Below are 14,076 nucleotides of genomic sequence, written 5' to 3' on the forward strand. Positions count from 1 at the left end.
TATAAGGACTATTTAATGAATATTGGAATTATAATGAATGGAATAAATATTGAACTGCAGGTCTGGGGTTCCTTAAAAGTTGCTTGATTTTAATCTTGTTGAATCATTTGCATAGTGGGGAGATTTTTAGTATGAAAATAAAATGGTTTGGACATTCTGCCTTTTTGTTAACATCCGAAAGTGGAACCAGGGTTCTTATTGATCCATATCATCGCTTCATCCGTTATCGTATGCCGAGCGTTGAAGCCGATATAGTTGCCGTTACACATAATCATTTCGATCACAATAAAATTGAAGCTGCAACAGGTGATTATTTGCTTGTTAATGAGCCAAAGGAATACATCCGCGAAGATGTAAGAATTAGTGGATTCAAGACATTTCACGACAAGATGAATGGCGAGAAGAGAGGTCCCAATATTTTATATCGTTTCCATATGGACGGTCTAACCATCTGTCACTGTGGAGATTTAGGGCATCTACTATCAGAAGAACAAGTAAATGAAATTGGGAAAGTGGATATTCTCATCATTCCTGTAGGTGGTACATTCACGATTAATGCACTGGAAGCCACTCAAGTGATGGGGCAATTGAAATCTACTATTACCATTCCCATGCACTATAGAACAAAGGCATTGCCGGTTGTTGGCCTGATGTTTTCAAAGGTAGATAAGTTTCTTCAGATTTCCGGACAGCGAATAACCGAAGTTGGGACATTGGATATTTCCAAAGAAAACTTGTCAGACTATGCTGGGGTCGTAACTATGCTATATGAATGAATGGATAAGAAAACCTGTTTATATAACGGGGCAGGTTCGTGCAAAAAGAAATAGGGAAGATACTAATTAATGGAGTTGAATCAATTAGACTTCCTCTTTAGGGTATAAGGGGATAGAATATAAATAAAAAGGTGATTACAATTAAAAAAGTAAAAAGTATCCTATTTTTTCTTCTTGGGTCCATATCTCTTTTGATTGGTATTGCGGGGACAGTGTTACCAGTTCTTCCGGGCGGTCCGTTTTACTTATTTGCTGCTTTTTGCTTTGCTAAAAGTTCCAAGTCGATTGAGAACTGGTTCAAACGCACCTCGTTATATGAAAAATATGTTGAAGCATTCCTGCAAAAAAAAGGCATGACTCGAAAAGAGAAAATCAGAATAAATTTAATAGCCGATTTCTTCATCGTAATTTCTGTATTTTATGTGGACATCCTATTAGTGAAAATCTTGTTGATAGCGCTCGCCCTCTATAAACATTATTATTTCATTAAAAAAATTAAGACAATCGAACCGAACAATACAAAACAAAGCGCTTTTTGAACCTTCAAATAACGGGTCCTTACTCTTCAACAAGGGAGCTGCTTCGGCAGCTCCTTTTTCCTATGGAACTAACGGGGCAGGGGAGTAAGAAAATCAATGTACTTTGGATAAGAAGGCCCCTTGATCAGCTCTTGCCGCATAACCATCAAGTTAAAAATCCATAACTCCCCCGAACTTTGCAAAAAAAACCTTTTTTGTTTGGGGGTATGGGCCCGCATGAAGCGGATCATGCCTATCTTAAATGAGTGAATGAATTCCTTTGTTGTGTGTGTTGTGAATTTTCAAAAAATAGTATTGCAAAATGTAAACGGTTCAAATAAAATCAATTTAAGGTAATTACGTTTTTTTAACCTTAAAATAAACAATTGGAATTAATCCTTCCGGGTTTAGCTAATATGTCCTGGTTGTTTTTGGGGATTTGTCCCAGGCGTTAGGTGAAATTAGCTTCTCGAAGTATTACCTTGAAAAAATTTGAAAGGAGTCAATGATTAGTAAAGTACTAAGCTATCCATGTTTGCAAATAATAATATACCCCATTAAGAGAGAGGGAATTTCATGAATCAAGAACGATATTTGAAAAAGAAAATGGGCTTTTGGTCACTCACTGCATTATCTCTTGGAGGAATTATTGGATCAAGTTGGCTTTTTGGACCATGGAATACGGCAAAAATGGCTGGTCCAGCTGCTATTATGTCTTGGATTATCGCTGCATTCGTCATTACTCTAATCGCTCTTGTTTATGCTGAATTAGCAAGGGTAAGACCAGAAACGGGTGGGTTGGGCCGCTATCCCCTTTATTCCCATGGGAAATTGCTTGCTACAGTGACTAGTTATTCGATTTGGCTTGGATACTGTGCCACTGCACCCGTTGAATCATCGGGAGTTATTCAATACGCTAATGAGTTCTGGCCAGGCCTGTATGATATATCCAAGGAGCAACTGACGACAACTGGAATTCTGGCATCGACTGTCTTAATGGTGTTCTTTGTAGTGGTGAACTATTTTGGAGTGAAATTATTTGCTGTCACGAACACCATAATTACCACGATTAAATTTTTGGTGCCTGTCCTGACCATCGTTGCTTTTTTTATGACAGGTTTTCATGAAGAGAATTATACAAGTCATGGGTTTGCCCCTAATGGATATGGCGCAGGATTAAGCGCAATCTTAACCAGTGGTATATTCTTTGCCTATACAGGATTCGGGAATGTGGTAATGATGAGCGGCGAGGTGGTAAATCCAAGACGGAATATTCCGCTTGCCCTTATCACATCGCTGTCAGTCTCAGCCGTTTTATATGTTTTGCTTCAAATCGTTTTTATAGGGGCCGTACCGCCCGAAATGCTGGCTAATGGTTGGAGTGGAATTAAATTTGACTCTCCATTTGCGAATTTAGCACTTATGGCGAATATGGTTTGGCTGTCCTGGACCATTACAGCGGACGCCATGATTTCCCCGACTGGGTCGGCGCTTGCTTATACAGCTGGAACTTCAAGACATGTTTTTGGAATGGCGAAGAGTGGATTCATTCCTTCTTATTTCGGAACTATTAATAAAAGATTTGGAGTGCCGACACGTGCACTCACGCTCAACTTCCTCATTGGGCTGCTTTTCTTGTTCCCTTTAAAGAGTTGGACTGCAATTGTAGCCATCGTTGGAGCGATCGGGATCTTTAAATACGCCTCAGCATGTGTCACGGTAATGGTGTTTCGTAAGGTTGGTTTGACAAAAGACAACGGTATCCCAGGCATGAATTTTATTGCTCCTTTAGCCTTTGTATTTGCGACTCTCCTTATTTATTGGACAAATTGGAGCAGGGTTCAACTTGCCATTTGGGGATTGGCAATTGGAATTGTTGGATATTTGATTACTCATTTTATCAATAAACATAAATCGATGGAAATCATTGGCGGGATCTATCTTGTCATTTATATTCTGATGCTCGTTGGGATTTCGTCAATCGGGAATTTTGGTGGCAAGGGTATTATTCCAGAGCCATTTATGTCCTACATCGTGGCCATAATTGGATTCATTTTTTACTATTTTGCTGTTTATAACGGAGTCTGGTACATGAGGAAAAAGGGGAATGTACAAGAATTGCTGGATATGGATAACGATTAAATGCAACTCATTTTACAAAAGGAGAAATGGTTATGAAGCTTTGGGGCGGACGTTTTAGAAAAGAAGAAAATAAATTAATGGAGGACTTCAATAGTTCACTTCATGTTGATATGAGGCTTTATTCTGAAGATATTAAAGGGAGTATTGCACATGTAAATATGCTTGTGAAATGTGAATTGCTTACGAAGGAAGAAGGAGAAAGGATTATAAAGTCCCTTCTTTCTATATTGGAAGATATCGAGAGCGGGACATTAGTGATCGAAGGGGATTATGAAGATATCCATAGTTTTGTTGAAGCGACATTAACGGAACGGATAGGGGAAACGGCAAAAAAACTCCATACAGCAAGAAGTCGAAATGATCAAGTTGCTTTAGATATCCGGCTTTACGCTAAAAATAAGGCTTTGGAAGTGATCGAGTATATTGAAGAACTTCAAAATAACTTGGAAGAAAAGGCAAAAGCAAATAATGTGATTATGCCCGGATACACCCATTTGCAACGAGCGCAAGTAGTCACTCTTAAGCACCATTTAATGGCCTACTTTAATATGCTGGATAGGGACCGGAAAAGAGTGCTTAATGCAATTGAAATTTTGAACGAAAGTCCACTGGGCTGTGGAGCATTGGCAGGGACGACTCATGTCATAGACCGGGAAATGACAGCGGAGGAGTTGGGATTTTCAAAACCAGTAAACAATTTCCTTGATGGTGTTAGTGATAGAGATTACCTTTTGGAGTTAATGTCCAGTTTTTCGATCATCATGATGCATTTAAGCAGATTAAGTGAAGAACTGATTTTATGGAGCAGTCAAGAGTTTAAATTTATTACTATTGATGATGCATATTCTACAGGGAGCAGTATTATGCCTCAAAAGAAAAATCCTGATGCAGCAGAGCTAATAAGAGGAAAAACAGGAAGAGTATATGGTTCTCTTACTTCACTTTTAACAACGATGAAAGGGCTGCCATTGGCTTATAATAAAGATATGCAGGAAGATAAAGAACCATTTTTTGATGCATTGGATACGGTTTTGTCATGTCTGGAAATCATGTCCAAAATGATTTCTACCATGAAGGTGAATGCTGAAAATATGAAAAAAGCTGTAAAATATGGTTTTCTCAATGCAACAGAGGTGGCTGATTACTTAGTAAGCAAAGGGGTTGCGTTCAGGGATGCCCACAGTATCGTTGGTTCAATCGTCATTTATTGTGAAGATCATAATAAAGCAATAGAAGAGTTGACCCTGGATGAATTGAATAGCTTAAATCCAATTATTGAAGGGGACTTATATGACTTTATTGATTATCAAAATATATTAAATAAAGGCATTAAGGTGAACTTACTAAAATAAATTCGTTTTTTCCAATTGAAGAGCTATAGCATAGAGATAAGTGCAATCTATGCTAATGGCTCTTTATATTTTTTAAAAAATCAAAAGGTACAATGCCCTGTGATAAATGTTTTTCCAATAGAAGAAGGATTAAACTTTAATTTCTTTCATTTTAAAGATAAGATTAAAGAAATTAAGTTTTTGAACTAAGGAGAAAAATATGTATAAAATTGGGGTAATTGGTCCTAATTCATCCGTTGAGCGCATTATTAATTTAAGTAAAGAATATGAGTCGATCATGGAATTTAAAGCCTACCCATATCAAGATTTCAGAGAAACTGAAAAAATCGTTTTGGAATTCAATAAAAATGTGGATGTCTGGTTTTTTTCTGGTCAAATTTCATATATGGTCGCAAAAAACACTGTGGGAATAGGGGAAAATCTATTATATATTCATCATACAGAATCAGGCATCTATAAAAGTCTTTTGCATATGGGCTATTTTCAAAAGGAATTTTTAAGTAAAGTAAGTATCGATGAAATAACGACAACCCATTTAGAACAGGCGTTAAAACAAATTGATATTACTCCAAAAGAAATGTACATAAAAAACTTCAATATTAATTCAAGCACGGAAGAATTAATCGCATTCCATCTTGATTTATGGAAAGCCGGAAAAACGGAAGGTGCAATAACTTGTTTCGAGGCTGTATATCTAAATTTGAAAGAAGCAGGAGTGCCAACCTATCGAATATCTACAACTGATATGGAAATTCGCCAATCATTAAGAATTCTTGCAGAAAAATCGAGAACGTTTTACTTCAGGGACACCCAAATTGGTGTTCAAATTATTGAAATTGAACATTTTGAGAAAATATTCGAGAAAGCTAAAAGCTCGTACCATCTACAATTTTTAGAGATAAAATTAAAAGAAACCCTTCTTAGATTTTGCGAACAATTGGAGGGGTCATTAGTCGAGAAGGGAAACGGCCGTTACTTTATCTTTAGTACACGTGGGACAATTGAATCCAAAATCAAAGATTTAAAAGATACGGTCTTCCTTTTGTCAAATGAATCCAATGCTACTGTAACCGTAGGGATTGGATATGGCCAAACACTTCACTCAGCGGAAATAAATGCCCAGCGTGCCATCCAGCTTTCAAAAGAAAAGTCAGAAAAGGGCATCGTCATTGTGCAAGAGGATGGAACAATGATCGAGTCTGCGGGGGAAGAGGAAGAATTACGCTTTTCTTACCGGATAGATGACAAGGGTTTTATGGAAAAGCTAAAAAAAGCCAAAATAAGCGTGAAAAATTATAATAAATTATATGCTTTAGTTAACAGATTGAAACTGAACGATTTTACAATCAAAGATTTAACAACGCATCTCTATTGGGATGAAAGTAATGCCCGGCGTATTGTAGTAAGTTTATGTGATGTTGATTTAGCAGAAATCATTGGTGAGGAATCTTATTCTTCTCGAGGAAGACCAAGTAAAATCTATCGCTTAAAATAGCCTCCATTTTTCCTGGTGTTTTTAGACTTTCAACGGCAGCATTAAACTAGATCTTAAAATGAATGTTACCGTTATATTGCCTAAGGACTTCTATAAAGAAAATGAAATCCGAGATAGCTCGACATTTAAAGGCATCCAGTAAGGGTGCCTGATTTTTTTTATGTGAACCTGACGACCGTATAGGCTTTTTTATAATGCCTGTCCAGGTATAAATACATGTAAGGAAAGATAAAATTAAAGGATGTGTCTTAGCTTATACAATCCATATTGAATTCGAATAGACCCAATTAGGTTTGTTATTTCCGCTCATTTGCCCAATCTTAAATAATCCGCCCGCATACAATGAAACCAGATTGCGAGGTTCAAATGGTTTTATTATAAGGAGTGAATATGTTGGGGAAGGACTCGAAAAGGGATTTATGCAGTGAATTTGCAAGGATTCTTGACGGTGATGCAAGTTTTATGAATGGAGTATGTTTAGTTCAAAGATTTAGAGACATACCATTTAAAATACTTGGAAGGAGAACGAATTCACCGTTAGTAAACCCTCAATTTTTCAGCTTTGAGAATATAGATAGTAAAGGAAATGCACTGAATCTAGGTGAAACAGTTCTACTTCAAGCAGAGGTAAATCCATTGTTAACAGAATTAAGGGAAAGGGATATTATTGTAACGGCAGTTCATAATCATTGGCTGTTTGAAAATCCTAGAGCCATGTATATGCATTTTGAATCAATCGAACCACCATTGGAATTTGCCCGGAAAGTTCGGGAAGCATTCAAAGTCTTAAAAGCTTAAATTGAAAAATTTTAATCAGGAGCTAAAAGAATCTCTTATGCAATTAAATGGTGCGTTCGTATTATAAGGTTAGCCAGTTTTCACTGGGCTGGCCTTTTTTAATAAAATCTATTATTTCAGTAACCTAGGGTACGGGTGTGTGGGAAGTGGATCTCGTATAACGAACGAAGCTATGACACTTCATGGAGGTCTAGAGGGACTGCACAGAGGATGAAAAACAGTGGATCATCCAGTTGTTGGTCTGGATGTGGAAAAAGGGGAGAGTCAAGTTCAGACATTTTTACCAGAGACACTTCTTGGGTTTGGAAGACCGTATAGTGTCCCTGGCAAATGAAATGGAAGAATTTAAGAACATCCAATCGATTCCCGGTATAGGAGAAAAAATAGCACCCGCGATTATCTCTTTCTGGAATCATTCTTTCTTCTTATCTATCTTCTAAAAAACATCGACTTGAAGAACGGTATCTGACACGGCGGTTCCGGAACTTGTCGTTACTTTTAATGAGAGATTATCTCCTGCTTGAAAAGAAACGGAAACATTATTATTAATATTGGAGGTTTGTGAACCTGACAATGAAACGGTAAGGGGTGTATCAACCCCGTTTTTACGAATTGTCCAAGTATCTGTATTAGAAGTTCCCGGTCCAATAACAGCTCGTACATCCAGCGCTTTCAAAAGGCATTTTTGACTTAATCGAATGAAAATTTCCGTATTTGCAACAGAAGCTGATCCTGGCCGATAAAAACGGACTGTTCCTTTTGGCAAGCTGCCTGGATCGCCCCAAATAATGGTGGAAGGCTGTAAAACGGTAGAAAACCCCAAATTATTGGCATGCGAATTGGACAAATTTGTAGTGCCGATACTCAAAATCCCTGCTGTTTGGGAGACATCCGCTGTAACTCCTTGGACAGTCGATGCACGTATAAAAAGCTGTGCTCCTGCCTGATTTACTTCAGCGCCTATATAGGAACCAGCTCCACCTGCATTTGTTAGTAAAAGATTACTATCACGGCAATTGAATCTATGTGTATTTGTATTTACCAACAATGCCCGTTTTATACCAAGGCCAGCTGAATTTACTGTTATTTCCGAAGATCTGACAGCATCGACGTTGTCAGAAGTATTTCCTGTACCAAATGAATGAATCCCATAAACATTGGAGGTACCTGTAGTCGGGGCAGTAGAATTATCCACTTTTATGGATGTTGTTCGTATTTTAGCTGTTTGTGAAGTCGTTCCAGGGAAAGCGACTCCAATTAAATTAACATGATTGGATGAAGTTAGCTGCAAAGAGATATCTTCTACTCTTGTATTCTCACCCATGGTTAACAAAGTTGTGTTTACTCCTACATTTTGTTGGCGGATTGTTACAGTCAAGGAACTGATCCCTCTTAATGAATTCCCTGCAGGCATGATGATCTTTTCATCATAAATACCTGGAAGTACAAAGATTGTTATTCCGGTTGCGCCCGTTGCATTAATTGCTGCGATGGCCCCATTAATTGTTTTGAAAGGACTTCCGCCAATAGCTGCTTCTGAGTCATTCCCTGTTTTCATTACCAAAGCTGTATTAGCTCTGGATATTATCACTTCTAATATTCCCATTTGCACCTACCCATTCTCTTAATTTATGTTTTTAAAGTAGTCTCGTTCTATAATATGTTGTGTAATAAATCTATGCATGGGTAGACATATCATTATGTGCTCCTGACTATAGTTTAAGGCTGAAGGGCTTTCTTGCAGACTTCTAAATACATAACGCTCCGATAAAATTAATGATCTTGGGAAATTATTTATACCGTATAAATTGTTTTGCTATCCGTGACCTTGTAAAACCAATATCCAATCGTTTTTCATAAAGTGGTTTCACATTTGTATTGAGGCTAAATCGAATCAATTTGAATGATTTGCCGTTCCCTAATCCGAAATATGAAATAAGATAAATAATAGGGGATGGACAACCTCTTAAGGACTGTCTGGAAAGACCCCGTACATTTGATAGAGAAAGGAGTGAAATAAATGCCAATAATTAAACCTTTTATGGCATCCAGAAAGTATACTGCCACAATAGGAGACGGTACAGGTACAGGTGCAACGTTTGCCATTCCAGCAACAACCTTTACGGATGACACTGGTGCAGCTGTAACTGCATTTCCAGCTTCATTTGCTTATTATGTTTTATATATAAATGCTCAGATCCAAACAGCTGATACCTCAACCCTCACTACTACTACTATAACTATTCCGGATGGCGATACACTTGATGATGCAACCCCAATCGTTATTGAAGTTGTAGTCAACTAATACTCATGATTTGCTAATGAAAAAATGCCGGTAATCCATATAGGATTGTCCGGCATTTTGTTTGTTGGATGCGTAAAAACTTTCCGCTTTTTCTTTATCCATAAATTATTACAAATTGAAGAATGATAGGGGCGCCGGATAGGGGTAACTCGTTAGAGAATGTAAGTTTTCCTTGTTGCACGGTGTAATTTATATTTGGCTGTAAAATTCCATTTATAAATAAGTTTATATAGGATACGCTGTTTGGATCGAGAATCCCGGAGCTTCCGTATGTTAATACTCCATCTTGATCGGTATAAATCCTTTTTATACCGTCAGAAATTGCAGTATATTGAAAAGTTTTTACCTTTAATATGTTGGCTGGATCTGGGTTTTCCCTCACTGGATAAATATTTGGACAACCTCTTGGCGGACTTGGTGATAAACAAATATTATTATTCAATCTTGTTTTCTTTTGTTGCTGGTACATGCTGTGATAACCGATTAATCTCTTGGTCATGACTTGCTATTCAGTCCTCCTTTTTGGATAAGATGCTTCGCAAACCTCTGTATTTGTTCATATCTCCCTTACCCTTATATATTCATTTCTTTTGGTTCAGGTATGGGTTCTACAGCCTTTATAATTTTCATATCGTACACATTTATTTTCTCTTTCCGGCCTTCTGCTCTTTTATCTTCAAGCTACCATTCTTTTTACTTTCTATCTCTTTCCCATTCGGTTTTATACATAACACTTTCTAGCTGCTGTCTGCGACCGCTTATAAGCCGTGTAACTACAATAAGACCAAAACCTAGATGGAATGAATAACTTGAAAAATATGGGGTAGTACTTAACCTAAAGGAAAACGGTCACAATAAAAGAATCCATTTTGATCAACCTCAAAATGGATTTTTTTATTTACGACAATATGGGGGTTAAAGAGGACATTTTGATTAATCTTTATTTTAAAGCTGCAGCAGTTAAAACATTTCATTAATTTCCCATGATTCGACCATTTGATGCGCCATCCTTGGATCATATCCTTTACCCATCAGATAGGCAATAGCTGCAATTTCCATCATTGCATGCGGGATAGAAGTTTTTTGAGCTTCGTTTAAACCATATTGTACCCAAGGGCCAACCTGTGATAATGTTTCTTGTTTGAGATGGTGTGGGTTAGTGTAAGGCGGATACATAAGATTACATCCTTTCAAAAATAGTTAAATATCACAATCCTATTTTATGCACCTTAACTCATCCCGTGTTCGATAATCTTTAATTTTATAGCTAAAAGTTGTGAAGCAAAGGATTCCATTTTTCAACAATAGAGGAGTGCAGTTTAAACGGCTAATTTACAATTATTTCTAATTGGTTGTAAATTGCTTGAGAAGAAATCACCCTAAAAAACTAAATCAGGTTCAAGCAAAAAGTGAATTTTTGAAATGGGTTAAACTAGTGTTATCGATTGATTCTTCATAGATTGATAAAAATGTTGACAAAGTCCACTAATCGCAATAAAGTATTAGTGGATAAAGTCCACTAAAAAAGGGAGTCAAGAATGAGTATTAGTAAAAATACCATGGCTGATATACGGCAATTCAATAGATTTTATACGAATATACTTGGTGTATTGGATAAGCATATTTTGGATTCCGGATATTCTTTCACTGAGGCACGCGTAATTTTGGAAATCGGTTTGATGGAGCAGTGTATAGCGAACAATTTGGTTGATAAGCTGGAAATTGATCGCAGCTATATGAGCAGAATAATTAACAAGCTGAGTAAAGATGGACTGGTTATGAAGGAAAACTCGACCTTGGATAACAGAACTAGTCTGATTCGGTTGACTCCTGAGGGGTTGACCCTTTTTAACCAGCTTAATGAAAGATCTGACGAACAAATAGTGAGGTTATTCCAAGGGTTATCACAAAATGAAATAAAAGAAATCCATGCTTCTATGATGTTCATTCAGAAGAAACTGGATAGTTTGGGGAGAATATAGGATGATACGTTTTGAAAATGACTATACAGAAGGTGCCCATGAGCGAATTCTGAAACGATTACTAGAAACCAATGAAGAACAAACGCCCGGATATGGGGCGGATGAGCACTGTGAAAAAGCGAGAGCCTACATTCGGAAAGAGTGTGATGCGGCGAATGCGGATATACACTTTTTAGTAGGGGGAACACAAACGAATACAACGATCATCGCTTCAATTTTACGGCCGCACCAAGGTGCAGTTGCTGCTATTACCGGTCATATCGCAGTGCATGAAACAGGAGCGATTGAAGCCACTGGCCATAAAATACTTACCTTGCCGAGTGATGATGGAAAAATTCAAGCAGAACAAGTGAAAGAATTGTATGATGCTCACTGGAATGATGTTACTCATGAGCATATGGTACAGCCAGGCTTGGTTTACATTTCTAACCCTACGGAAAATGGGACGACTTATAGTAAAGCCGAATTGGAAGCATTAAGTAAAGTTTGCCGGGAATGTGGTTTGCCATTGGTATTGGATGGCGCCAGATTAGGGTATGGTTTGGCTTCACGAGACAGCGATTTAACCATGGCGGATATTGCAAGGCTATGTGATGTGTTCTATATAGGGGGAACGAAAGTTGGTGCAATGTTTGGTGAAGCGGCAGTCATCATGAATGATGCCCTGAAAAAGGATTTCCGGTATTTTATCAAGCAAAAGGGAGGATTACTGGCTAAAGGGAGACTATTGGGAATCCAGTTTGAAACCTTATTTGAAGATGGCTTATACTATGAAATTTCCAATCATGCCGTCGAAATGTCCATGATGATACGAGAAGCATTTGTTGAAAATGGGTTTTCATTACGATATGATTCCACATCAAATCAGCAGTTTCCCATTTTGCCTGAAGATGTAATTTTGGAATTAGGCAAAAAGTATTCATTCTCCTTCTGGGAAAAGGTCGATGCTACACACAGTGCTGTGAGATTCTGCACTAGTTGGGCTACGAAAAAAGAACATGTTGAAATGCTGGTAGAGGATATCAAGGTAACAAAAGGAGAAAAAAATGGCCACGATAGAGTTATATTTAGAGGATAGTTATCTAAAAGAATGTTCGGCAAATATTGTTTCGATACAAGACCGGTTTGTCGTATTTGATCAAACCATTTTTTATCCTGGTGGCGGTGGGCAGCCTTGTGACCGAGGGGCTATTAAACAAGGTGATGAAACCTATAATATAGTAACTGTAAAAAAATGGATGGTGAAATCATTCATGAACTAGAACGCCCATTACAGGATATCAATCAAAAGGTAGACATGCAGATTGACTGGTCTTGGCGGTTTCGAAATATGCAGTATCACACATTATTGCATGTCATCGCAGGTTATGTATACCAACATTACAATGCTTTAGCCACAAGCAGTCAAATTGAGAAAGATCATGCGAGATTAGAGCTGTCTTTCGCTCCTGAAGTAATGGAAGAAATCCCCCATTTGCTTCCTTGGAACGATCGATAAAAAAGGTCCTGGCCCAGCCCCATAATGTTTACACGAAAACAATTAGCAGGACGGAGGCAGAGCAAAAGGAAGGATTCATTAAAACGGTCATTATTTTACTTCCAGCTTCTCTTAACGAAATTCGGATCGTTCAAATAAAAGATATTGATGAGCAAGCATGTGGCGGAACCCACGTCAACAACACAAATGAAATGAAAGACTTTTCCATCATGAAAATTCAGCAAAAAGGCCCGACGAAAAAAAGGATTAAAATTCAACTATTGGATTAAGCTATGCTATCCAATCCTTCTTCATTATATGGCGGGCTATTGTGTAGGGTCAGGGGGATGTTCGTGAATAGAAAGAGGAAAAAGTCTTTGATACTATGTTTTATAGTTTTTTCATTTTCTGCAATTGTTATCATCTCAAACTTTCATTCACTTGAAAGCACCAAAAGTGCATGTATTGAAAACAATAAAACACCTAACGTTGAAAAGGGCTTCTTGGCAATTAACTGGTCCGTATCATGTGAATAATACTGCATCAATAAGGGAGTTGCATCGGCAGCTCTTTTTTTATGGAGCTAAAGCCAGATTGTTGAGGAACTTTTTAATGAAATGAGGGATGTATATTTTAAAGGATTGTGAGCCGAATAATAAAAAACAACCAGTCGCATAACGGGTTGTCTTTTGGCCTTGGATTCAAGTATCGTTTTAATTGACAGTAAACATCCATGAAATACCAAACTTATCCTTCAACGAACCGTGAAGTTTCGCAAAAAATGTTTCATGAAGATCCATATGTATAGATCCATCTTCTTTTAATAAGTCCCATGCCTTTCTGGCTTTTTCCTCAGAGTTAAGCTCCACGCTTACAACCACTTTGTCACTATCATTCAATTCGCGTTTTGAATCAGAACCCAAAATAAATCCATCTTCTGTTATTCTTAATTGTGAGTACAGAACAAGGTCTTTATCACTCTCTTCAACAGGAAAGTCTGGACTTGAAGGGAGCTCACTATATTTCTGCATCGCAATAAGTTCCCCGCCAAATGCCTCAATATAAAGTTTGAAAGCCTCTTCACATTCTCTATTAAACATTAAATACGGTTTAATCATTTTCATTCTCCTTTGAATTAAGATTGGATTCCTTTGTGATAACTGATTGTCCTCTTATCAGTATATCCGAACGTAAGTTCTATTTTCAAGTGAAAGCTTCTAAAGCGTAAACC

16 protein-coding genes are annotated in these 14,076 nt (G+C 37.5%); 12 read left to right on the forward strand and 4 right to left on the reverse strand.

Annotated elements, in window-relative coordinates; translation table 11 throughout:
• Positions 1-131: 131 nt before the first annotated feature.
• The 6 genes from ACQKNS_RS10095 to ACQKNS_RS10120 all read left to right on the forward strand — a co-directional run bounded on the left by ACQKNS_RS10095 (position 132) and on the right by ACQKNS_RS10120 (position 7,081).
• On the forward strand, positions 132-776 hold the full coding sequence (locus ACQKNS_RS10095) for an MBL fold metallo-hydrolase (protein ID WP_427642552.1): 645 nt from the start codon (positions 132-134) through the stop codon (positions 774-776).
• A gap of 131 nt (positions 777-907) precedes the next feature.
• The gene (locus ACQKNS_RS10100; protein WP_427642553.1) at positions 908-1,315 is read left to right on the forward strand and encodes a YbaN family protein; all 408 of its coding nucleotides are present in this window, start codon (positions 908-910) and stop codon (positions 1,313-1,315) included.
• Between the two features lie 555 nt (positions 1,316-1,870).
• Positions 1,871-3,436 carry an APC family permease gene (locus tag ACQKNS_RS10105; RefSeq protein ID WP_427642554.1) on the forward strand — a complete coding sequence of 522 codons (1,566 nt, stop codon included), beginning with the start codon at positions 1,871-1,873 and terminating at the stop codon, positions 3,434-3,436.
• Positions 3,437-3,468: 32 nt separating this feature from the next.
• Positions 3,469-4,788 (forward strand): argininosuccinate lyase, encoded by a 1,320-nt coding sequence (argH, locus tag ACQKNS_RS10110; RefSeq protein ID WP_427642556.1) that lies wholly within the window; start codon positions 3,469-3,471, stop codon positions 4,786-4,788.
• A gap of 199 nt (positions 4,789-4,987) precedes the next feature.
• Positions 4,988-6,283 carry a hypothetical protein gene (locus tag ACQKNS_RS10115; protein WP_427642557.1) on the forward strand — a complete coding sequence of 432 codons (1,296 nt, stop codon included), beginning with the start codon at positions 4,988-4,990 and terminating at the stop codon, positions 6,281-6,283.
• 390 nt (positions 6,284-6,673) lie between these two features.
• A complete protein-coding gene (locus ACQKNS_RS10120; RefSeq protein ID WP_427642559.1) occupies positions 6,674-7,081 on the forward strand; it encodes a DUF1259 domain-containing protein in 408 nt (135 codons plus the stop codon).
• Between the two features lie 436 nt (positions 7,082-7,517).
• On the opposite strand, the gene ACQKNS_RS10125 is transcribed toward ACQKNS_RS10120, so the two are convergent.
• Positions 7,518-8,687, reverse strand: coding sequence for a hypothetical protein (locus ACQKNS_RS10125; RefSeq protein WP_427642561.1), 1,170 nt, complete (start codon positions 8,685-8,687; stop codon positions 7,518-7,520).
• 414 nt (positions 8,688-9,101) lie between these two features.
• Between ACQKNS_RS10125 and ACQKNS_RS10130 the strand changes: the two genes are divergently transcribed.
• Positions 9,102-9,386 (forward strand): DUF4183 domain-containing protein, encoded by a 285-nt coding sequence (locus ACQKNS_RS10130; RefSeq protein WP_427642562.1) that lies wholly within the window; start codon positions 9,102-9,104, stop codon positions 9,384-9,386.
• A 94-nt stretch (positions 9,387-9,480) separates the two neighbouring features.
• Here ACQKNS_RS10130 and ACQKNS_RS10135 read toward each other — a convergent pair whose 3' ends face one another.
• Both ACQKNS_RS10135 and ACQKNS_RS10140 read right to left on the reverse strand, forming a co-directional pair.
• A complete protein-coding gene (locus ACQKNS_RS10135; protein ID WP_427642563.1) occupies positions 9,481-9,855 on the reverse strand; it encodes a DUF4183 domain-containing protein in 375 nt (124 codons plus the stop codon).
• A 491-nt stretch (positions 9,856-10,346) separates the two neighbouring features.
• Positions 10,347-10,562, reverse strand: coding sequence for a hypothetical protein (locus tag ACQKNS_RS10140; protein WP_427642565.1), 216 nt, complete (start codon positions 10,560-10,562; stop codon positions 10,347-10,349).
• A 362-nt stretch (positions 10,563-10,924) separates the two neighbouring features.
• Between ACQKNS_RS10140 and ACQKNS_RS10145 the strand changes: the two genes are divergently transcribed.
• The 5 genes from ACQKNS_RS10145 (at position 10,925) to ACQKNS_RS10165 (ending at position 13,135) form a co-directional block, all read left to right on the forward strand.
• Positions 10,925-11,368 (forward strand): MarR family winged helix-turn-helix transcriptional regulator, encoded by a 444-nt coding sequence (locus ACQKNS_RS10145; protein WP_427642567.1) that lies wholly within the window; start codon positions 10,925-10,927, stop codon positions 11,366-11,368.
• A gap of 1 nt (position 11,369) precedes the next feature.
• The gene (locus tag ACQKNS_RS10150) at positions 11,370-12,446 is read left to right on the forward strand and encodes a threonine aldolase family protein (RefSeq protein WP_427642568.1); all 1,077 of its coding nucleotides are present in this window, start codon (positions 11,370-11,372) and stop codon (positions 12,444-12,446) included.
• The gene (locus ACQKNS_RS10155; protein WP_427642569.1) at positions 12,415-12,630 is read left to right on the forward strand and encodes an alanine--tRNA ligase-related protein; all 216 of its coding nucleotides are present in this window, start codon (positions 12,415-12,417) and stop codon (positions 12,628-12,630) included. The genes ACQKNS_RS10150 and ACQKNS_RS10155 overlap by 32 nt, the downstream gene beginning before the upstream one ends.
• Positions 12,631-12,698: 68 nt before the next feature.
• Positions 12,699-12,866, forward strand: coding sequence for a hypothetical protein (locus ACQKNS_RS10160; RefSeq protein WP_427642571.1), 168 nt, complete (start codon positions 12,699-12,701; stop codon positions 12,864-12,866).
• Positions 12,851-13,135, forward strand: coding sequence for a hypothetical protein (locus tag ACQKNS_RS10165; protein ID WP_427642573.1), 285 nt, complete (start codon positions 12,851-12,853; stop codon positions 13,133-13,135). The genes ACQKNS_RS10160 and ACQKNS_RS10165 overlap by 16 nt, the downstream gene beginning before the upstream one ends.
• Before the next feature lie 423 nt (positions 13,136-13,558).
• Here the strand turns inward: ACQKNS_RS10165 and ACQKNS_RS10170 are convergent, their stop codons facing one another.
• Positions 13,559-13,963 (reverse strand): VOC family protein, encoded by a 405-nt coding sequence (locus ACQKNS_RS10170; protein WP_427642575.1) that lies wholly within the window; start codon positions 13,961-13,963, stop codon positions 13,559-13,561.
• Positions 13,964-14,076: the final 113 nt, after the last annotated feature.

The sequence above is a fragment of the Peribacillus sp. NPDC094092 genome (assembly GCF_050279365.1).
In the GTDB taxonomy this organism is placed as follows: domain Bacteria; phylum Bacillota; class Bacilli; order Bacillales; family DSM-1321; genus Peribacillus.

Coding starts and splice junctions, on each gene's coding strand:
- ACQKNS_RS10105 (WP_427642554.1), top strand. CDS start 1,871: ATGAATCAAGAACGATATTTGAAAAAGAAAATGGGCTTTTGGTCACTC.
- ACQKNS_RS10125 (WP_427642561.1), bottom strand. CDS start 8,687: ATGGGAATATTAGAAGTGATAATATCCAGAGCTAATACAGCTTTGGTA.
- argH (WP_427642556.1), top strand. CDS start 3,469: ATGAAGCTTTGGGGCGGACGTTTTAGAAAAGAAGAAAATAAATTAATG.
- ACQKNS_RS10155 (WP_427642569.1), top strand. CDS start 12,415: ATGGCCACGATAGAGTTATATTTAGAGGATAGTTATCTAAAAGAATGT.
- ACQKNS_RS10120 (WP_427642559.1), top strand. CDS start 6,674: ATGTTGGGGAAGGACTCGAAAAGGGATTTATGCAGTGAATTTGCAAGG.
- ACQKNS_RS10145 (WP_427642567.1), top strand. CDS start 10,925: ATGAGTATTAGTAAAAATACCATGGCTGATATACGGCAATTCAATAGA.
- ACQKNS_RS10115 (WP_427642557.1), top strand. CDS start 4,988: ATGTATAAAATTGGGGTAATTGGTCCTAATTCATCCGTTGAGCGCATT.
- ACQKNS_RS10150 (WP_427642568.1), top strand. CDS start 11,370: ATGATACGTTTTGAAAATGACTATACAGAAGGTGCCCATGAGCGAATT.
- ACQKNS_RS10135 (WP_427642563.1), bottom strand. CDS start 9,855: ATGTACCAGCAACAAAAGAAAACAAGATTGAATAATAATATTTGTTTA.
- ACQKNS_RS10130 (WP_427642562.1), top strand. CDS start 9,102: ATGCCAATAATTAAACCTTTTATGGCATCCAGAAAGTATACTGCCACA.
- ACQKNS_RS10140 (WP_427642565.1), bottom strand. CDS start 10,562: ATGTATCCGCCTTACACTAACCCACACCATCTCAAACAAGAAACATTA.
- ACQKNS_RS10170 (WP_427642575.1), bottom strand. CDS start 13,963: ATGATTAAACCGTATTTAATGTTTAATAGAGAATGTGAAGAGGCTTTC.
- ACQKNS_RS10160 (WP_427642571.1), top strand. CDS start 12,699: ATGCAGTATCACACATTATTGCATGTCATCGCAGGTTATGTATACCAA.
- ACQKNS_RS10095 (WP_427642552.1), top strand. CDS start 132: ATGAAAATAAAATGGTTTGGACATTCTGCCTTTTTGTTAACATCCGAA.